Source organism: Rufibacter sp. DG15C (assembly GCF_001577755.1).
Taxonomy (GTDB): Bacteria; Bacteroidota; Bacteroidia; order Cytophagales; family Hymenobacteraceae; genus Nibribacter.
This window is the reverse complement of record NZ_CP010776.1, coordinates 2,326,201-2,345,935: the sequence shown is the minus strand read 5'-3', so window position 1 is coordinate 2,345,935 and position 19,735 is coordinate 2,326,201. Positions and strand designations below refer to the sequence as shown.

General features: G+C 50.3%; 20 protein-coding genes. 14 read left to right on the top strand and 6 right to left on the bottom strand.

Features of this window, described 5'->3' with window-relative positions; all coding sequences use genetic code 11:
* The first annotated feature begins 94 nt into the window (after window positions 1-94).
* The 4 genes from TH61_RS10015 (at window position 95) to TH61_RS10000 (ending at window position 4,541) form a co-directional block, all read left to right on the top strand.
* Window positions 95-1,450, top strand: a complete 1,356-nt coding sequence (locus tag TH61_RS10015) for a peptidylprolyl isomerase (RefSeq protein ID WP_066508764.1) — start codon at window positions 95-97, stop codon at window positions 1,448-1,450.
* A 13-nt stretch (window positions 1,451-1,463) separates the two neighbouring features.
* Entirely contained in the window at window positions 1,464-2,426 is a 963-nt protein-coding gene (locus TH61_RS10010; RefSeq protein WP_066508762.1) for a MoxR family ATPase, read from the top strand.
* A gap of 178 nt (window positions 2,427-2,604) precedes the next feature.
* Window positions 2,605-4,050 carry an FAD/NAD(P)-binding protein gene (locus tag TH61_RS10005; protein ID WP_066508760.1) on the top strand — a complete coding sequence of 482 codons (1,446 nt, stop codon included), beginning with the start codon at window positions 2,605-2,607 and terminating at the stop codon, window positions 4,048-4,050.
* Window positions 4,051-4,112: 62 nt separating this feature from the next.
* Complete coding sequence (locus TH61_RS10000; protein WP_066508758.1) at window positions 4,113-4,541, top strand: hypothetical protein; 429 nt, start codon at window positions 4,113-4,115, stop codon at window positions 4,539-4,541.
* A gap of 48 nt (window positions 4,542-4,589) precedes the next feature.
* Here the strand turns inward: TH61_RS10000 and TH61_RS09995 are convergent, their stop codons facing one another.
* From TH61_RS09995 to TH61_RS09985, 3 genes are all read right to left on the bottom strand, one after another.
* Window positions 4,590-4,967 (bottom strand): hypothetical protein, encoded by a 378-nt coding sequence (locus tag TH61_RS09995; RefSeq protein WP_066508754.1) that lies wholly within the window; start codon window positions 4,965-4,967, stop codon window positions 4,590-4,592.
* Complete coding sequence (locus tag TH61_RS09990; RefSeq protein ID WP_066508752.1) at window positions 4,948-5,865, bottom strand: DUF2391 family protein; 918 nt, start codon at window positions 5,863-5,865, stop codon at window positions 4,948-4,950. Before TH61_RS09990 ends, TH61_RS09995 begins: the two co-directional genes overlap by 20 nt.
* A 107-nt stretch (window positions 5,866-5,972) precedes the next feature.
* A complete protein-coding gene (locus TH61_RS09985) occupies window positions 5,973-6,845 on the bottom strand; it encodes an SDR family NAD(P)-dependent oxidoreductase (RefSeq protein WP_066508750.1) in 873 nt (290 codons plus the stop codon).
* Between the two features lie 81 nt (window positions 6,846-6,926).
* Between TH61_RS09985 and TH61_RS09980 the strand changes: the two genes are divergently transcribed.
* Window positions 6,927-7,556 carry a GNAT family N-acetyltransferase gene (locus tag TH61_RS09980; RefSeq protein WP_066508748.1) on the top strand — a complete coding sequence of 210 codons (630 nt, stop codon included), beginning with the start codon at window positions 6,927-6,929 and terminating at the stop codon, window positions 7,554-7,556.
* Between the two features lie 40 nt (window positions 7,557-7,596).
* On the opposite strand, the gene TH61_RS09975 is transcribed toward TH61_RS09980, so the two are convergent.
* Entirely contained in the window at window positions 7,597-8,766 is a 1,170-nt protein-coding gene (locus TH61_RS09975; protein WP_231862205.1) for a hypothetical protein, read from the bottom strand.
* 487 nt (window positions 8,767-9,253) lie between these two features.
* Between TH61_RS09975 and recA the strand changes: the two genes are divergently transcribed.
* The 9 genes from recA (at window position 9,254) to tsf (ending at window position 17,063) form a co-directional block, all read left to right on the top strand.
* On the top strand, window positions 9,254-10,291 hold the full coding sequence (gene recA, locus TH61_RS09970) for a recombinase RecA (RefSeq protein ID WP_066508746.1): 1,038 nt from the start codon (window positions 9,254-9,256) through the stop codon (window positions 10,289-10,291).
* A 154-nt stretch (window positions 10,292-10,445) separates the two neighbouring features.
* The gene (locus TH61_RS09965) at window positions 10,446-11,255 is read left to right on the top strand and encodes a DUF3108 domain-containing protein (protein WP_066508745.1); all 810 of its coding nucleotides are present in this window, start codon (window positions 10,446-10,448) and stop codon (window positions 11,253-11,255) included.
* 262 nt (window positions 11,256-11,517) lie between these two features.
* On the top strand, window positions 11,518-12,207 hold the full coding sequence (locus tag TH61_RS09960) for a response regulator transcription factor (protein WP_066508744.1): 690 nt from the start codon (window positions 11,518-11,520) through the stop codon (window positions 12,205-12,207).
* 10 nt (window positions 12,208-12,217) lie between these two features.
* Window positions 12,218-13,294, top strand: coding sequence for a cell wall metabolism sensor histidine kinase WalK (locus TH61_RS09955; RefSeq protein ID WP_231862204.1), 1,077 nt, complete (start codon window positions 12,218-12,220; stop codon window positions 13,292-13,294).
* Between the two features lie 151 nt (window positions 13,295-13,445).
* On the top strand, window positions 13,446-14,159 hold the full coding sequence (locus TH61_RS09950; protein ID WP_066508742.1) for an RluA family pseudouridine synthase: 714 nt from the start codon (window positions 13,446-13,448) through the stop codon (window positions 14,157-14,159).
* A gap of 294 nt (window positions 14,160-14,453) precedes the next feature.
* Window positions 14,454-14,903, top strand: coding sequence for a 50S ribosomal protein L13 (gene rplM, locus TH61_RS09945; RefSeq protein ID WP_066508739.1), 450 nt, complete (start codon window positions 14,454-14,456; stop codon window positions 14,901-14,903).
* Between the two features lie 14 nt (window positions 14,904-14,917).
* Window positions 14,918-15,304 (top strand): 30S ribosomal protein S9, encoded by a 387-nt coding sequence (gene rpsI, locus TH61_RS09940; RefSeq protein ID WP_066508737.1) that lies wholly within the window; start codon window positions 14,918-14,920, stop codon window positions 15,302-15,304.
* Between the two features lie 24 nt (window positions 15,305-15,328).
* Entirely contained in the window at window positions 15,329-16,090 is a 762-nt protein-coding gene (gene rpsB, locus TH61_RS09935; protein ID WP_066508735.1) for a 30S ribosomal protein S2, read from the top strand.
* 139 nt (window positions 16,091-16,229) lie between these two features.
* Entirely contained in the window at window positions 16,230-17,063 is an 834-nt protein-coding gene (gene tsf / locus TH61_RS09930; protein ID WP_066508733.1) for a translation elongation factor Ts, read from the top strand.
* 103 nt (window positions 17,064-17,166) lie between these two features.
* Here tsf and TH61_RS09925 read toward each other — a convergent pair whose 3' ends face one another.
* On the bottom strand, window positions 17,167-18,513 hold the full coding sequence (locus TH61_RS09925) for an NAD(P)/FAD-dependent oxidoreductase (protein WP_066508731.1): 1,347 nt from the start codon (window positions 18,511-18,513) through the stop codon (window positions 17,167-17,169).
* A 202-nt stretch (window positions 18,514-18,715) separates the two neighbouring features.
* Window positions 18,716-19,588 carry an esterase family protein gene (locus TH61_RS09920; RefSeq protein ID WP_066508729.1) on the bottom strand — a complete coding sequence of 291 codons (873 nt, stop codon included), beginning with the start codon at window positions 19,586-19,588 and terminating at the stop codon, window positions 18,716-18,718.
* Window positions 19,589-19,735 lie beyond the last annotated feature (147 nt).

The following is a 19,735-nucleotide window of genomic DNA, read 5'->3' as shown; positions in this document are numbered from 1 at the left end:
GTGCAGGCGTTTGTCTAGCTTTGTTTATTAAGATAAATCATATTTTGCCCTGAAAGCCGCCTTCTACAGAAAGTGCTGGCTTTAAAAACCTAACATGAAAACCCGTATTAACTTTTCTTCTTTCTTTAAAAGCATTTTTGCGTTGGCATTGGTATGCTCTTTGGGCAACCAGGCGCAGGCGCAGCAAACCGTTCTGCTGGACAATATCATTGCCCGCGTGGGCAGCCATATCATCTTGCGCTCAGAGCTAGAATTACAACAAGCCCAGGCGGTAAGCCAAGGCTACCCAGCCACTACAGAACTGCGCTGCAATATTTTACAAACCATGATCCAGAACAAGGTGCTCTTGACCCGCGCCGAAGTGGATTCTGTGGTGGTAGAACAAGCACTGGTAGACGGTGAACTAGAGCAGCGCTTGTCCATGATGATTGGGCAGATTGGCGGCCCAGAGAAACTGGAGGCTTACTTTAACAAGCCCATGAGCCAGATCAGAGAAGACTTGCGCAAAAGCATGCGCGAGAACCTCACCATTAGAAAAATGGAGCGGGAAATCTCTGGCAAGATCAAAGTGACCCCAAAAGAAGTAAAGCAGTTCTTCAACCAGATTCCGCAGGACAGCTTGCCGTATTATTCTACTGAGGTAGAAGTAGGCCAGATTGTAAAGGTGGCGCAGATTGGCAACGCCCAGAAACAAGCGGCTAAACAACAGTTAGAGGAAATAAGAAAGCGCATTGTAGCCGGGGAAGACTTTGCGGCTTTGGCCAAGCAATACTCTCAAGACCCTGCCTCTGCCGCAGAAGGCGGAACGCTAGGATTCTTTAAGCGCCGCGAGTTGGTACCAGAATATGAAGCCGCGGCCCTTAGATTAAAGCCCGGCGAGATGTCTCCGGTGATTGAATCCATGTTCGGGTTCCACTTGATCCAATTGATTGAGGTACGCGGAGAGGAATACAGCTCACGCCACATCCTCATCAAGCCGGCCACGGCGCAGGTAGACATGCAAGCCACGGCCCAGGCCTTGGACAGCATCAAAACCCTTATCCAGAAAGACAGCATCACGTTTGCCAAAGCAGCCAAAGACTTCTCAGATGACATGACCTCTAAAGGCAACGGCGGTATGATTGCCTTGGGCAACAGCCCTACCACGTACCTGCCCGTAGACCAACTGGATCCTTCCATCTTCTTCGTGATTGACACCATGCAGGTAGGCAGCATCAGTGCTCCCCTTCCCTACCGCACCGAAGACGGCAAAGAAGCCATGCGTATCCTGTACCTGAAATCTAAAAGCGCTCCGCACCAGGCTAACCTCAAAGACGATTACCAGAAGATAGCTGCAGCCGCCTTGAGCAACAAACGCAACAGAGCCATTGCTGAGTGGTTCGCCAAAAACAAAAACACTGTCTTTGTAGACGTAGCCCCAGACTTTCAGGCGTGTAAACTAGACGAGTAAATAACTATCCTCTATGCCATTTGCCTCTGACAAAGAAGCCGCTGACGCGCTATACAAAGCCTACGGGCGCCTTACCTCTGAAATCTCCCAAACCATCATTGGGCAAGAGGAAGTAGTAAAACTAGTGCTGACCGCTGTTTTTTGTCAGGGGCATTGTCTTTTGGTAGGCGTACCGGGCTTGGCTAAAACCTTGCTCATCCATACCATCGCCTCGTCGCTGGACATGTCCTTTAACCGGGTACAGTTCACGCCAGACTTGATGCCCTCAGACATTCTGGGCTCTGAGACCCTGGACCAGAACCGCAACTTCCAGTTCGTGAAAGGTCCGGTGTTTGCCAACATCGTCTTAGCTGATGAGATCAACCGCACGCCGCCCAAAACCCAGGCCGCGCTTTTAGAAGCCATGCAAGAATATTCTGTGACGGTGGCCGGCCATCATTACAAGCTGCCGCGTCCGTTCTTTGTGCTGGCCACGCAAAACCCTATTGAACAGGAAGGAACCTATCCCCTGCCAGAAGCGCAATTGGACCGCTTCATGTTTCACGTGGCCTTGTCTTACCCAAGCTTCGCCTCAGAACTTCAGATCGTTAAAAATACCACCGGCGACCGCAATTACAAACCGCAGGTCATCCTCACGGCAGAAGAAATCATTGCGTTTCAACAGTTGATCAGACGCGTGCCTGTAACGGACAACGTAGTGGAGTACGCCGTGAAACTGGTGCACAAGACCCGCCCAGAGTCTGAGATGGCGGCCCCGCAGGCTAAGCAATACCTGGAGTGGGGCGCAGGCCCTAGAGCCTCGCAGCACTTGATCATGGGTGCCAAATGCAATGCGCTGCTCAACGGCAAATACTCCCCAGACATTGAAGACGTGAAAACCGTGGCCGTTCCTATTTTGCGCCACCGTTTGGTCCGTAACTTCAAGGCCGAGGCAGAAGGCATCACCGTTGAACAGATTGTCAAAGAATTATTGTAATTCGTTTTTGGCCCGTTTTCTGGAAAATAGCCCAAAAACGACCTGAATACGATTACTCTTATTTAGCTTACTCTTCCCCTGCCGTAACTTTTCTCCCTAAAATCAGTTTGCAGAGACACTATTCGTTTCTCTGCCCTAAGTGGCCGCATACCCAACAAGCTTTTAACCTACAGCTTTTATGCACCGGAAGACCATTGCAATTATTGGAGGAGGTTTCAGTGGAACCATGGTGGCCGTCCATTTGCTCAGGCAAACCCACCAACCCGTAGAAGTCCTCCTAATCAACAAAGGCTATCCCCTGGGCAAAGGTGTTGCGTACGCGGCAAACTCAGAGAAATACCTGCTCAACGTGCATGCTGGCCGCATGAGCGCCTTCCCAGACCAACCCACCCACTTTGTAGATTGGTTAAAAACCCAACCAATTTATGCGCATGCAACGCTGGAGGAGATAGCCCATACCTTTGTGCCCAGGCAACTGTACGGCGAATATTTAGAGGCTATTTTACAGGAAACCATCCACACGCACAGCCAAAAGTTTACGCTATTGCCAGAGCGGGCCACCAAACTCACTACCAGTAAAGATCTTTTACAGCAAACCTACCAGATAGAACTAGAAACTGGCCAGAAAGTAGCTGCCGAACAGGTAGTGCTGGCTTTGGGTAATTTTCAGCCGGCGCCCATGCGGTGCGTGGCACCAAGGGAAACCGAGGCTTTGACACCGCCTATCTACTTTTCAGATCCCTGGCGCCCCGACATCCTCCAGGATTTGCCTGCAGACGCCACCGTGGTTTTGCTGGGCACGGGCCTTACCACCATTGACGCGCTGCTTGGTTTGCAGGAACAGGGATTCACAGGAAAGGTAATGGCGGTTTCTACCAATGGGTTCCTGCCGCGTCCGTACCTGTCTGGCCAACCAAATGCAGCCTTCGGGGATCGTATAGCGCAAGCTTCTTCTTTGCTGGAGATGGTTCGGTTGTTCAATCAGGAATTAAAGCAGCACCAGGGACAAGGCTGGGAAGAAATGATCAACGGCATACGGCCGCATACGCACGCCATGTGGCAGAAACTCACACGCACTGAGCAACGCAAATTCATGCATAGGCTGGGATCTTTGTGGGGCGTGGTGCGGCACCGGCTTCCGCCGCAAGTGCACACCGCTGTGCTAGAAATGCAGCAAAGCGGTCAATTGCAAGTGATGGCCGCCCGCGTGCAATCCATGGCTGTAAAGGGGAACAAAGTAGCCGTGACCCTTCAGCCCAAAAACACCCTCACTCCTGAAACGGTGTTGGCAGACCGCGTCATTAACTGCACGGGTCCGCAGCTTAAGTATGATGCGGTGCCAGACCCGTTGGTGCAGTCCCTTTTGCATCAGAACCTGGCGGTGGCGCATCCTTTACAGATGGGTTTGCAGGTAGACATGATGGGAAGTCTCATCCAACCAGACGGCACGCACAGCCAGGGCTTGTTCACCTTGGGCTCGTCCAGACGGGGCGAGTTGTGGGAAAGCAACGCCATTGCCGAGTTGCGTGAGCAGGCTTCTCAACTGGCCAAGCACCTGTCTCAGCCGTTTTTTGGCTATTTCCTGGAAAACAGACCAAAAACGCAGCCTACGGCTTCGGTATAAACACTATGAAAACCGTAATGTGATCTGTACTTTTACAGCTAGAATACTTTTACAAGACATCCATGGAAGCTAGTGCCCTTTTTGAACGCTTTGAGAACAACGTAGACACCATTGCCCGTCACTTAAAAAACGGCGTGGACATACGCACCACTCCGTACCATATCTCTATGCCCCTGGAAGTGCGCATGCTGTGTGACATTCTGCACCATGTGGGCTTTGACTATAAAATCACCCAGGACGGTTTTGGATCCTTCACTGAGTTCCAGCAGCAGTACCAGCAGGACGCCAAGCGTTTCTCAGATGCCATCTACCAGATTCTGCAGGACAAGCACGCCTACATGAAGACGCCAGACGGCACCGTGTTGCTGAAAGAGCACCTGATCAGACGCCTGGAGTACTTCAATGAGATTGCCCACTCCATGGAAGTGATTGCCCGCTGGCAGCAACTAGGCAGCCCGGTACAGTACAACTATCCGTTCTTAACCAAATAAAACAAAAAAGGCAGGCTCTCCAGAACCTGCCTTTTTTGTTTGCCTCCCTTACGGCCTATTGTAGCCCAGAATATGCACCTTGAGTGTTTGACCGGGTTGCCGCTTGGTCCTGAAGGTAATCCAGGCTTCCTCCCTGCTTTGGGAGGGCGCCTGCGGAAACAAGGCTTCGGCCTTCTCAATTTCTGCGCCTCCCTGGTGCAAGGTGACCTCAACGGCAATGTTCTCAGCGGTTTGCGCGCCTTTGTTGACCAATTCCAACTTGTAGATGTTTCTGCGGAGGCTGTCTGTAGTAGAGGCCAAAGACACTCTCAGGTCTGGAGGCGTATCTTGGTACGAAAAGGATTTGAAGGCCAGATACCCAATCAGCCCCAGCAGCAACAGCAAACTGGCGGCAAAAACGCTCCACTCAAGCAGGTTCTTTTTCATAGTTGTCGGTTTTGGAAACGTCTGGATTGGCTTCTTGGTCTAGCAGCAGCCTACCCGCTGAAGCACCTAAAGAAGCCACCAGACTTAATATGACGGTCATTTGCACACCCGTGTGGAACCCTTCCCCTTCAAACCGGCCATAAAACCACAAGGCTCCTGCAGACACACAGAACGCGGTGCCGTACGTGATGCTCACATTCCAGAGGACTTCCATGAAATGGGGCTTTTGTTGGGCAGGCGTTTCATAGGCTCCCCTAAACCCTATGTAAAAAAGAATGATGCCGTTTAACACCAGTGACACCAACACAATGCCCAATACCAACAAGGGTTTGATGGAAGTGGCCAGCAGAAACACTTCATCTGTGGGCGCAATGTTAGAGGCCAATAGCATACCGGCGCAGACAGACAGCACTACTAACTCTAAGGTAGAAGAACCCTTGTCCTTTTTTTGAGCAGAGGTCTCTTGCATGCCCACGGACACTTCCTCACTGTTAGCCGACGTACCCAGTTGCGCGGTCCCAATGGACACCCCAATGGCCACCGTCAAGGCCTCGGTGATGACCATGTAGACAATCCGCTCCAAGGACATGGTGTCAAAGTCAATAAGGCCCAGAAGCAGCAAGAACAAAAAGGCCAGTACCAGCCCAATCCCCATTTCTTCTACAGAGTCGATGGCCACCTCTTTCCAGGACGCATTCTCCCGCAGGCCGGCATAGGCATTGTAGCCCAACAGCAAGGCATAGGTGAGGGCTATGTTTAAAAGCAACAAGACAGGCGAAGTTCGGTAGCTGCTCACCCAGACTTCCATGGTGAAGAGCAAGGGCAAACTGAAGATGAGTCCACCAATCAAGCCTCGGCCATATTCTTGAAGGGAGTCCCCTATTGGCTTTTTTTGCATATTGATTGTCAAATACTTGCAAAACGCCGTTTGGGTTACCATCCGTACAAAAACAAAGGGCCCCTCCGTGATTTTACGGAGGGGCCCTTTGTTTTTGTACTAATATTTTATTGGTGCTCTTCCCTAATCTGGGTATGCCCGTCTTGCGAATGTTCCGTTACCAGCTCACCCTTGGGTTCTTTCTTGAGGCTACCAGAAATCTCATCGCCCACGGGTCCTTTGGCCACCGTGATGCCGCCGTCTACAAAGTATAAGGCACCCGTCACGTAAGAGGCTTCGTCAGAGGCCAGGAAGGCGTAGACGTTGGCTACCTCTTCGGGGGTGCCCCTTCTGCCCAGCGGCGTGGCCTGAATCATGGTGGTCTCCATCTTCTTGTCCATGGGGCCGGTTTCCTTGTGCGTCCAGGCGGTATCAATAGGTCCTGGGCACACGCAGTTGCAGCGCACGCCAAACTGCGCCTGCTCTACCGCCAGCCCTTGCATAAAGGCATGGATAAACCCTTTGGTGCCGCCGTACGGCGTATTCTGGGCAATGCCAATCTTCCCCGCCTCTGACCCCGCCGACACGATGTTGCCTTTGGTTTTGTGTAGTTCTGGCAAGGCCGCCCGGCTCATCATGAACGCAGAGGTCACGTTATGGCGCAGCATGTACTCAAACGCATCTGTAGGGTAGTCCTGCAACAGCGCGGTGACCGGGAATACACCGGCGTTGTTCACCAGAATATCCAGCTGGCCGTATTGCTTGACCGCCAGGTCTACGCAGGTCTTGGCGTTGGCTTCTATGGAGATGTCACCGGTGTAGGCAATGGCTACGCCACCGTCTTTGGTGATGGCTTTGGCCACGTCTTCTACTGGGTCTTCCGGGAAACCACAGACCACTACGCTGGCTCCCTCTTTGGCAAACTTGTGACAGATGGCTTCTCCTATGCCCGTTCCGCCGCCGGTCACAATGGCCACTTTTCCTTCTAATCTTCCTTTCATAGCTCTTTCATTGTAAGTGATATAGAACTAAGAGAAACGACCCGTGCTAGATTTTGTTGAAAAGAGACAGCACTTCTCTGCATGCGCCTCGTACAAAAAGGCAAGTCCCCTTTTTCTATGCGGCAGCACATCACCTCTTATGTTTCGTCTTTTCACCTGACCACGCCCCGGCTGTTGTTGCGGCCTTACCACCAGGAAGAAGCCCAGGTATTCCTGGATTTGCTGGATGAGAACAGAGAAAGGTTACTGTCAGATTTCCCAGACAGGACTTCCTCAGTGACCAATTTGGAAGAGGCCGTAAACCGAATTAAGCTTCTGGAGTACCAGCGCCGCACCGGAGACTTGCATAGCTTTGGGCTTTGGCGACAACAAGACCACCAGTACATTGGGGACATTACCATACGGCGCCTGGCGCGCGGCAAGAAAGTGGCCGAAGTGGGGTATTACATTGACGCCTCGGCAGAGGGCAAGGGCTACATCTCTGAGGCCATGCTGGCGCTGCTGGAATACGCCTTTGAGGTCTTGCGCATGGATGCTATCAGTCTGCGTTGCGCCAAGGAAAACCAGCGGAGCCAGAAGGTGGCAGAGCGCTGCGGCTTTACATGGACCGGCGAATTTGTGCCCTACCTCAACCAACTGTCAGACAAGCCTCCCCGGCCGCTCTACACGTACCGCATCACCAGAAAGGAATACACCAGCAAAGCCGCTTAGCCGTTTTTAGCTCCCTTTCTGGAAAATAGCCCAAAAACGGCTAGCGCTTCTTGAGTCTGGCTAGAAAGAAGTCTGTGTTAAAGTTCAAGTACAGGCTGTTAGAGAACTCCAGTTTGGGCTCATTCAAGTCATACAAAGGCTCCAAGCGCAGCGTCAGAGTCAAACCCTGGGCCAATTTCACGTCATGCATCAGGCGTAGAATCAACAAGTCCCGCTCCTCTTGGGTGAAGGTAGAGTTCAGGTAATTGGAGGACTGGGACGGGTACAACTGTCCGCCCATCTCGGCTACGTAGCCTCTGCCCCGCCAATAGCTCAGCATCACGTTCTGGTATTTGGTGTCTATGCCCGCATTCAGGTAAATGCCCGTTCCTTGTTTGAACGCCAGTTGCTTGGTGTTGGAGAAGTCTTTGAAGGCCACCACGTATGGCTGAAAGTACAGCGCATGCAGCACCTTCCTGTCATAGTCCTTGCGCAGAATCAAGCCCACGGTTCCGTTAAAAAAGGTATCCAGCGGCTTATCCGTGACGTCAATCTGGCCGCCGCGGTGCATGGCCGTGAACTGGATGGGCAAGCCCACATAGAAAGTAGAACCGGTATTGCTTTCATCTACGTCCATGGAAGCGGGCGTCTTGTACAAGGCAATCTCCGCTACGGCGCCTCCGGCCACCACTTCCTGGAACGGGTCTCCCTCGCGCAGGTAGCGCTGCCAGTCAATAAAAGCGTCCAGCTTGAGCCACGGTTTGTTCAATAGAAACTGCAGACCGTTCTCCAGGCGGTTGGTCATGAGGCGCTCAAAGTCATAGAGAGGCTCAATGTAGCCGTGGTTCACGTGGCCTTCCAGCGTCCCGAAGATGAGCGTCTTGTCATCTTTCTCATACCGGATGGAGAAGGTAGGTTGGGTAAGGGAATACTTCTTGGTGCCGAAGTCTTTCTGCAGCTGCACGCCGGCGTCTATGCGCACGTGCGGCGTGGCGTGGTACACCAGCCTAGGATTAAGGTGATAGCCAAACAGCGTGTAGCCGTCTGCTATGTTGTTGAAGTACTCGTTGTTTTTGCTGTAGCCCAGCGCGTTGAGGCCCAACTGCAGCTCGCCGGCTTGATCTGGTTTGACCGGCTGACGGTTTTCAAGGGCTTGGTTGTTCAACTGGGCTTGGGCAAGAGGGGTGTAGCAAATGCCCACCGCGGCCAATAAAAGCCATTTCTTCAACATAGTATACTTTGGGACAAGAATGAGAGCCAATCAGAAGGAGAAGCCATTTTTGAAAAGAAGCCTCTCCCTTAAATACCCACAAGGTACTTATTTTACTTAAAGAAAACAGACCCCGTCCATAGTGGGCTTGGCTACTCGTTTGCCAAAAAGCAACTGCCAATTACTCAGTCATCCCGTGCCTTAACAAGAAGGCGCTAAGCACCGTAAAGTAACCTGCACAAGAGTGGCCAAGAAAACTAACCTAATGAGCAAACACCGGGCAGGAGTAGTTTCTTCAGCTTGAATGCTTTACTACAAATTTTAGCAAATGGGTAAAAATAAAACTAAAAAATGTAGTCTAAAATGGCACAAAACCCTACCTTGTGGTGTTAGAATATTGCGCCTCTAAAGCAGATCTGGCAAGTGCCCAAAATGCCGCGGCAAGCGTTTGCAGATTAGCCTAGGATTCGTAAATTCACATACTATAAAAGCAACGAAAAACACAGACATGAGTGTAAACACCGAAAAATTGAAAGCGCTCCAACTTACCATCGACAAGCTGGACAAGACCTACGGAAAAGGGACTGTCATGAAGCTGAACGATACCAAAGTGGTGGATGTACCGGCTATCTCTACCGGCTCCCTTGGTTTGGACATTGCGTTGGGCATTGGAGGTCTTCCACGCGGTAGAGTGGTTGAAATCTACGGACCAGAATCTTCTGGTAAAACCACGCTCACCATGCACTGCATTGCTGAAGCACAGAAAAAAGGCGGTATTGCCGCGTTCATTGACGCTGAGCACGCTTTTGACAAGGCCTACGCTGAGAAGCTGGGTATAGACACAGAAAACCTTTTGATTGCCCAGCCAGACAACGGTGAGCAAGCCCTTGAGATTGCAGACCACTTGATCAGCTCTGGTGCCATTGACATCATTGTGATTGACTCTGTGGCTGCTCTGGTTCCTAAAGGCGAATTGGAAGGCGACATGGGTGATAGCAAGATGGGTCTTCAGGCTCGTTTGATGTCTCAGGCGCTTCGTAAATTGACGGGTACCATCAACAAAACCGGTTGCTGCTGTATCTTCATCAACCAGTTGCGTGAGAAGATTGGTGTGATGTTCGGTAACCCAGAGACCACCACGGGCGGTAACGCTCTTAAATTCTACGCCTCTGTGCGTCTGGACATCCGTCGTATTGGTCAGATCAAAGAAGGTGCTGACAACATTACCGGTAACCGTACTAAGGTGAAAGTGGTGAAAAACAAAGTGGCGCCTCCGTTCAAAGTGGTGGAATTTGACATCATGTACGGGCAGGGTATCTCTAAAGTAGGTGAGATTCTTGACTTGGGCGTGGAGTTGAACATCATCCAGAAGTCTGGTTCTTGGTTCTCTTATGATGGTAACAGACTGGGTCAGGGCCGTGACGCCGTGAAGCAGTTGTTGCTGGACAATGAAGAGATGATGCAGGAGATTGAAGACAAAATCAGAGCCATGGTCAACGGTGAGCCAGAAAAAGTGGCCGCCGTGCTAGAAGGAACTCCAGAATAATTTCACAAAAAGCATAAGAAAAGGCACCTTTATAGGTGCCTTTTCTGTTTAAGTTGAGTTCCTGGCTAAAACTGTTATTTTTGTCTAACCCCTTGTACAGCATGAGTTGGTACGAGTTTTGAATAGGCCAGATAAGAACAGATCTGATTGATTTATGCGAGCTCCATATAAATTTCTTTTCCTTACTGGTTTTCTAGGAACCATCCTGAGTGGTTTTGCCGCGAAAGACTCTATGCGGGTCATTGACAATGACAGCTTCAAGTCTGGTGAAACCCTCCAATACAAGGTCCATTACGGTGTCATCAACGCTGGCGAGGCGGTCATCAACGTGGCCCCTACCATTCACCGCGTGAACAACCGAGTGTGCTACCAGGCTTCTGTGAACGGTAGAACCACTGGCTCTTTTGACTTCTTCCACCGCGTGCGTGACTCCTGGACGTCGTATATAGACACTACCTCCATTGTGCCGCAGCGCTTTACCAGAAACATTGAGGAAGGTCGCTACAAAAAGAAAGAAACCACTGAGTTTGACCATTACCAGAACAAGGTTTCTGTCACAGACAGCCGTGACAACCGTAAAAACGTGAACTACAACGTGCCAGACAACGTGCAGGACATGGTGAGCGGCTTTTACTACTTACGTACCCTCAAACTGCAGAACTACAAAGTAGGCGATACCTTTAAAGTGCAGGGCTTCCTGGACGACGAGGTGTTCAACATGGTGGTGATGTACAAAGGCAAAGAAATAGTAGAAACCAAAGCCGGAAAGATACGGGCCCACCGTCTGGTACCGCGCATGCCGGCCAACAAACTGTTCAGCGGTGAAAACGCCATTTCTGTATACCTATCAGATGACAACAACAAGATTCCGGTCTTGATCAAAGCCGAAATGTTTGTAGGCTCTGTAAAGGTGGACTTGTACAAGTACAGCGGCTTGCAGAGCAGGTTGAGTGTGGTGAAGTAAAGGATTCAAATAACTATATAAGAAAGGCCACTGGAGACAAACCAGTGGCCTTTTCGTTTTTGGCTTGTTTTCTGGGAATCAGGCCAAAAATGAGCAATTCAATTCCCGCCATTCCATAAAAGATTAACAAATTGTTATCATTAGGTTATGCGGTGGCAGAAAACGAGGCCGCCTGAGAGGAATGTCTATATTTGTATAGAATTTAATGTCTCTTGAGCGGTTTTCAAAAGCGCTTCTTGTTCCACCTCTTATACCTATTGGCATGCAAGTTCAAGCTAAATACAAGGTTTTGGTAGTAGACGATGACCCAGATATTGTGGAGCTTCTGCAGTACAACCTGGAGAAAGAGGGCTATGAGGTAGCACAGGCCGGCAACGGCAAAGAGGCCTTGGAGGTGGCCCGCACGTTCAAGCCAGACATCATCCTGCTGGACGTGATGATGCCGGTCATGGATGGCATTACCGCCTGCCGACAGTTCAGGGACAATCCCAAGTTCAAAGACACCCGCATCCTGTTCCTGACCGCCCGCTCTGAGGAGTTCTCTGAAGTTGCTGCCTTTGACGCCGGCGCCGATGATTTCATTGTCAAGCCCATCAAGCCCAGGGCGCTCATTAGCAGGCTGGCCGCCTTCGTGCGCCGGGATAACCAGCAGGCCGAGGTGAGCCCGGTGATTGAGATTGGTGATCTGCGCATTGACCGTACCAGCTTCAACGTGCAGCGCGGCGACCAGAAAATCACCCTCCCTAAGAAAGAGTTTGAACTGCTGGCGTTCTTGGCGGCCACGCCCAACAAGGTGTTTAGCCGCGATGAGCTGCTGAACAACGTCTGGGGCAATGACGTGTTTGTGATTGCGCGCACCGTAGACGTACACATTAGAAAAGTGCGCGAGAAAATAGGCGAAGACCAAATAAAGACCATCAAAGGCGTTGGCTACAAATTCAACACCGACTAATCCCGCCCCTTTGGCAGAGGTTGGTTCCGGCAAATTCAAACTGACCTCCAAAGGCATTGCGGTGATCATCTCTCTGTTGGTGGCCGCTATCATCACCTCCTACCTGTTGGTTTCGCCTAACCTGGAGTTCAAACAGCGCATTCTGGCGCTGGGCTTCACGTTTTCGTCGTGCTTTCTGCTGGTGTACTTCTCTTATGAGGCGCTCATCTTCAAGGAGATCAACATCATCTATGACGGCCTGGACAAGACCAAGCGCAAGGACTTTAGGCGCATGAGCAACAAGTTCCTCTGGCGCCCAGAGCCGCTCAAGCGCATTAAGGAGGAGATTTACCACATGGCCGCCCAGAAGCAGAAGGAGATTGACGAGCTTAAACGCCTACAAGCCTTACGCCGCGAATTCCTGGCAGACGTGTCCCATGAGTTGAAAACCCCCATTTTCGCGGCGCAGGGCTTTATCCATACCTTGTTGGACGGCGCCATGGACGATGTAAAGGTGCGTGACAAGTTCCTGCAGAAAGCGGCCAAGAGCTTGGACGGATTAGACGAGCTGGTACAGGACCTGATCACCATCTCTCAGCTGGAGAAGGGCGTGGTGCAGATGAACAAGACCGCCTTTGACCTGCGTCAACTGTCGCATGAGGTCTTTGAGCAACTAGAAACCAAGGCCGCCCTAAAAGGCATTACCCTGCATCTGGTGCAGGACGAACTGGAAAACTACCTGGTACAAGCAGACAGAGGCCGCATCAAGCAGGTGCTCATTAACCTCTTGGACAACGCCATTAAGTACGGTCGGGAGCACGGCAACATCTGGCTCTCCTTCTCTGCCGGCAAGAAAAAGACCTTGGTAACCGTGAAAGACGATGGCCGCGGCATTCCCAAAGAGCACCAGACCCGCATTTTTGAGCGTTTTTACCGCATTGACAAAAGCCGCACCAGAGACACTAGCGGCGGGGGCTCTGGCTTGGGCTTGGCTATCTCTAAACACATTGTAGAAGCCCATCGCTCCACCATCGCCATTGAAAGCGAGGTAGGCAAAGGCACCATTCTCAAGTTTAAGCTGCCTACGGCCAGGGTAAAAGGTGACTAGCTTTTGAAGGCTAATGAAGCGGATACCCCCTATCAAGACAAGTGAGAAATATTGAGTAAATTGCGCCTTTTCCCAGAGGCTGTCGTTTTTGACCTGTTTTCGTAAAAGGAGGCTAAAACGGAATACGGCCTTTGCCCTCTCACTCATTTATATGAAGCTACCCGCTTTCCAAGACCTTATTATTTTTGAGAACGAAGATTACATAGTCGTCAACAAGCCGCCGTTTCTGGCCACGCTGGAAGACCGTTCTTTCCAATCCTCTAACCTACTGGCCCTGGCCCGCGACTATTGCGATGACGCCCAGGTCTGTCACCGCATTGACAAGGAAACGTCTGGCGCCCTGGCCATCGCCAAAAACCCCGAGGCCTACCGTCACTTGTCCATGCAGTTTGAAGACCGTAAAGTGACCAAAGTCTACCACGCCGTGGTCTGGGGAAGCTATGAATTTGACAACCTGCTGGTGGACCGCGCCATTCAGCCGGGCTTGAAAGGCATTGCCAAGCTGGCCTTCAAAGGCAAGCCCGCTCAGACGTATTTCACTACGCTGGAGAAGTTCTCACGCCATACCTTGGTGGAGTGCAAACCAGTAACCGGCCGCATGCACCAGATTCGTCTACACCTATCCTACCTGAAGGCTTCTATTGTACAGGATGAGATGTACGGTGGCAAGCCACTGTTCCTGTCATCGCTCAAGCGCAAGTTCAACCTGGCCAAAGACACCGAGGAACAGCCTTTGATTAAACGCTTCGCGCTGCACTCCTACCAGTTGGGCTTTACGCTATTGAACGGTGAGCCGGTGACCATCACCGCAGACTACCCGAAGGACTTTCAAGTGCTGGTGAAGTTGCTGCGGCAGAACAGCTAGTAACAATGAACTGCTCCAGCGGAGCGCTACCCTTAGATGAAAGAATTCCGTTTTTGACCTACTTCTCAGAAAATAGGCCAAAAACAGAATTCTGATTTTCACACTGCTCCTTCCTCCCTGCGCTTGCCTTCAAGTTGCGGCTCTTTTAGCAGAACTGCCAACAAGCCCAGAAGTGCCATGATTTTCAAGGGAATAATCTAAAAGCGGTATTGCACCGGCAAAAAATTACTCCTATCTTTGTGACCATTTTTCAAAGTAGAGATACTTTATTTTTTCACCTGTTAACCATTTACAATGGACCATTTAAGTTATAAGACGCTATCAGTTAATAAGGCGGCCGCAGATAAAGGCTGGGTAGTGATAGACGCCGGAGACTCAACATTAGGCCGTGTGGCTAGCCAGATCGCTATGATCTTGCGCGGTAAAACCAAACCTTCTTTCACTCCAAACGCTGACTGCGGTGATAACGTGATTGTTATCAACTCTGACAAAGTTAGAATGACTGGTAAGAAGTGGGACAAGAAGACGTTTGTGACGCACACTGGTTACCCAGGTGGTCAGAAGACCTTCACTCCGCGTGAGTTGAAAGCCAAATCTTCTACCCTATTGGTAGAGCGTGCCGTGAGAGGTATGCTACCTAAGTCACGTTTAGGACGTGAGCAGTTCCGCAACCTGTACGTGTATCCAGGTGTAGAGCATCCGCATGAGGCGCAACAGCCTGTTACAGTAAAACTTACAAAATAATCTAATCATATTTAATGGAAGTTCTCAATACATCTGGTAGAAGAAAAACCTCGGTGGCGCGCATCTACATGACGCCTGGGCAAGGGAATATCACTATTAACGATAGAGATATTAAGGAATACTTCCCGAGCGAAGTATTACAGACCATCGTACAGCAGCCGTTGGCTACTATTGACGCGATCGGTAAATACGACGTTCGTGCGAACATCAAAGGTGGCGGTGTGGCAGGTCAGGCAGAAGCCTTACGACTGGCTATCACTAAGGCTTTGGTAGAAGAAAACGCTGAGACCCGTCCGGCCCTTAAGAAAGAAGGTTTCTTAACACGTGACCCACGCATGGTGGAGCGTAAGAAATTCGGTAAGCGCAAGGCTCGTCGTTCATTCCAGTTCTCTAAACGTTAATATATCATCAGCTGTAAATATATCATGGCTAATACCACATATAAAGAATTACTGGACGCCGGTGTACACTTTGGTCACCTTACCAGAAAATGGGATCCTAAAATGGCTCCGTACATTTTCATGGAGAAAAACGGTATCCACATCATTGACCTAAACAAAACCTTAGTTTCTCTAGATGAGGCTATCTCCGCTATCAAGCAGATTGCCAAGTCTGGCCGCAAGATTTTGTTTGTCGCTACCAAAAAACAAGCGCAGGACATAGTAGCAGAAGAGGCAAAACGCCTTAAGATGCCTTATGTAACGGATCGTTGGTTGGGTGGTATGTTGACTAACTTCCAGACTGTACGTAAGTCTTTGAAGAAAATGTCTACCATTGACAAAATGGTAAAAGAGAACACTGCATATGCCGCCATGGCAAAGCGTGAGCGTTTGATGATGTCTCGTGAGCGCGAGAAGCTTGAGCGTGTATTGGGTGGTATCGCTGACTTGTCACGTCTCCCAGCTGCTTTGTTCATCGTGGACGTGAAGCGTGAAGGCATCGCTATCAAAGAAGCTCAGAAATTGAACTTGCCAGTATTCGCGATTGTAGATACCAACTCTAACCCAGAGCTAGTAGACTTCCCTATCCCGGCAAACGATGATGCTTCTAAGTCTATCGCTTTGATTACTTCATTGATTGGTAAGGCCATTGAAGAAGGTCTTTCTGAGCGTAAAGTAGACAAAGACGAAACCGACAAGAAGCGTTCTGAAGAAGAAGGCATCCAAGAGAAAATTGAGGCTGAATAGTCTTCCAATTGACTCATAAAAAGTAAAAGAAACTGAACATTGGAAGCGTAGCAACTGGTGTTCAGTTTCTTTTTGATTATTGGGCGCCCTGCCCTCCTCTAGTAGAAACATATTAACCGTAATTCTTAAATAAAGAACAATGGCTATTACAGCACAAGACGTTAACAGACTGCGCCAGGAAACCGGTGCCGGTATGATGGACTGCAAAAAAGCGCTTACTGAAGCGAACGGCGATTTTGAAGCCGCCAAAGACATCCTTCGCAAGGCTGGTCAGAAGATTGCCAGCAAGCGTGCTGACAACGCTACCTCTGAAGGTATTGTGTTGACGCAAGTAAACGCTGAAGGTACAGTAGGTAAAGTTGTTGCCTTGGCTTGTGAGACTGAACCAGTTTCTAAAGTAGAAGACTTCAAAAACCTGGCGAACGCCGTTTTAGCTGCTGCTGTTGCCAGCAACTCTACTTCAAAAGAAGACTTATTGGCTACGCCGCAGGCAGATGGCCGCTCGCTAAACGACCACATCACTGACTTGATGGGTAAAATTGGTGAGAAGATTGACGTTGCCGCTTATGAGACCATCAACGCTGAGAAAGTTGTAGCTTACAACCACTCTAACGGTAAGTTAGGTGTATTGGTAGGTTTGACGAACACTGGTGGCGTAGAGGTTTCTGAGGTTGGAAAAGACGTAGCCATGCAGATTGCCGCTATGAAGCCAATCGCTGTAGACAAAGACGGTGTTGATGCTAACACTATCCAACGCGAGATTGAGATTGGAAAAGAGCAGGCTCGTCAAGAAGGCAAGCCAGAAGAAATGCTTGAGAAAATTGCTCAAGGCAAACTGAACAAGTTCTACAAAGAAAGCACTTTGTTGAACCAGGAGTTCGTGAAAGACCCTTCTGTAACCATCGCTAAATTATTGGATAACACCAACAAAGGCATGACCGTTACTGAGTTCAAGCGTATCGCTATCGGTTAATCACTGATTGAATATTATAGTAAAAAGCCCCGCTGTCTACACAGCGGGGCTTTTCTTTGCTTCCGTTTTTTGCTTAATATCTGGGAAACAGGCCAAAAACGCCTTAATCCAAGTCGGTCTGTTTCCTGACGAATTCCTGCCCGGCAATATCCTCTTTCCGGATGAAAGGACGGATGATTAAGCGCGTACCATTCTCATAGGTAAAAAACTTATACACCCAGTTGGCCAATACCACTAGCTTGTTCCTAAACCCGATGAGGTAATAGATGTGCACGAAAAGCCACGCCATCCAAGCCATGAAGCCAGTCAGGTGCATGTTCTTGGGTAAGTCGGCTACGGCTTTGTTGCGGCCAATGATGGCCAGAGAGCCTTTGTCAAAGTATTCAAACGGCTCCAAAGGCTCTTGGCGCATGATTTTGCGCAGGTTCTTGGCCAGGTGTTTGCCCTGCTGAATGGCTGGTTGCGCCACGCCCGGGTGCCCCTTTGGCCATTTCTCTGTTTTCATGGCAGCTACATCACCAAGCGCGAAGATGTCATTGTAACCTATTATCTGGTTGTACGGGTTGACCAGGTAGCGGCCACGTTCACTAGCCTCAGGTGGCAGGCCTTTCACTTGCGCGCCAGAAACCCCGGCGGCCCAGATCAAGGTTTGCGTCTGTATCTGCTCCCCGCCTTTAAAGACCACCGTTTTGCCGTCATAGGACTCCACCAGCGTATTCAACTTCACATTGATGCCTACCTCCTGCAAATACTTTAAAGTGGTAGCACTAGACTCTGGAGACATGGGCGGCAGCACGCGGTCAAGACCTTCTACCAGGTAGATGTTCATCTTGCTGAAGTCCATGCCTGGGTAGTCATTGGGCAGCACGTGGCGGCGCATCTCAGCTAAAGAGCCAGCCAACTCCACCCCGGTGGGTCCTCCGCCCACAATCACTATGTTTAGAAGGCTTTGGCGCACCTCTGGGTTCACAATCATGTTGGCCTGTTCAAAGGACTGCAAGAGCTGGCTGCGTAGGTTCAACGCGTCAGGAATCTGCTTCAAAGGGAAGGAGTATTCCTTAATCTGGTCATTCCCGAAGTAGTTGGACTTGGTACCGGTGGCAATGACCAGGTAATCATAGGACAGGTCGCCTACCAGCGTGGTCACAGTTTTGCTTTCGGGGTTGATGCCCGTCACCTTCACCTGCCTAAAGTGGAAGTCTTCATAGTCCTCATCAAACATCTTGCGCAGCGGCTCGGCAATGGCATCTGCCTCCAAACCGGCGGTGGCCACCTGATAGAGTAAGGGCCAAAAGCCATGGTAGTTCTGGCGGTCAAACAGCACCACCTGAAACTCTTTGCTAGGTAAGTTTTTGATAAGGTTCACCCCGCCAAAACCGCCGCCAACAACTACGACGCGGGGCTTGGTGGTATCTGGGATATTTAACGTAAGCTCATTTAACTGAAGCATAGAATCTGTTTGTAGAATAAGAGAATCTGCCAATTAAGGCTGGCAGAAAGCCAATCTTAGACTTATACTTGATTTGGGGTATATAAGATATTCTTAATTAGAACATACTCCCGTTGGCTTATCATCCTTGCCTAGAAACTCTAATTTTGGGCTCTTTCCTAGAAAACAGCCTAAAAACGAACCTCGGCTACCAGAAGCTTTTCTACCTATGGAAACTCTTGCCTACAAACTTGAGGACGGCGGGCAGCGCCGTGCGCCAATAGGTCCAGGTGTGGCCACCGTCCCGCACTCTAAACTCATGCGGCACCTGCTTGTCCAGCAAGGCGGCGTGCAAGGCCATGTTGCCCTTGATCAGGAAATCATCGTCGCCACAGTCAATGTAGTAACGCACCTGCTTGAGCTTGTCTGCCGGCTGGGTTTGAATCAATTGCAACACAGAGTTCTTGTACCAGTGCCCGCTCAGGCGCTCCTGTCCTTTCAAATCTGGGCCGTAGATATTCCCGAAGATACCGGTATAGTCCTTGTCTGGCGTGGCTAAGATCTCAGCATCGGTCCTGACGGCGGCGCTCAACGGAGCCGCTGCCGCGAACATCTCTGGGTGTTTAAGCGCGTAAATCATGGACCCGTAACCGCCCATGGAAAGGCCGGCCACCGCCCTAAACTCTTTGGTGGCGCGGGTACGGTATTCTTTGTCTATGTGCGGGATGAACTCCTGAATGAAAAAGTCCTCATACCTGGTCTTGCCGTCCTGGCTGTTCACATACCAGGTCACGCCCGCGTCAGGCATCACAATGATCATAGGAGGAATCTGACCGGCCTGCACTAATCTATCGGCAATCAGATGCGCCTCGCCAAACTGACTCCAGCCGGTTTCATCATCGGTGTAGCCGTGCAACAGGTATAACACCGGGTACCGGCGGTTGGACTGGCTGTAGTCTGCCGGTAAATAGATGGAGTATTCCACGGACTGGTCCAAGAGCTTGCTCTTTACTTTCAGGCTTTCTTTGAGGGCGCCTTGCTGGCCGTAGCCAGTAAAAGACAGCAAAAGCAACAGGGAGAGGAGAAGTGATTTCATAGCAGATAGGGAAATAATAACAGGTAAAAAAGCCCGCAAGCTAGGCCTGGCAGATGCCTCAAAGTTACACGCGTCTGGCAGGCAGGCAAGAACAATCTGCTTTCTTTTACTGCCTCCACAAAGACTGTCTGGCACAACCTTTCCTTA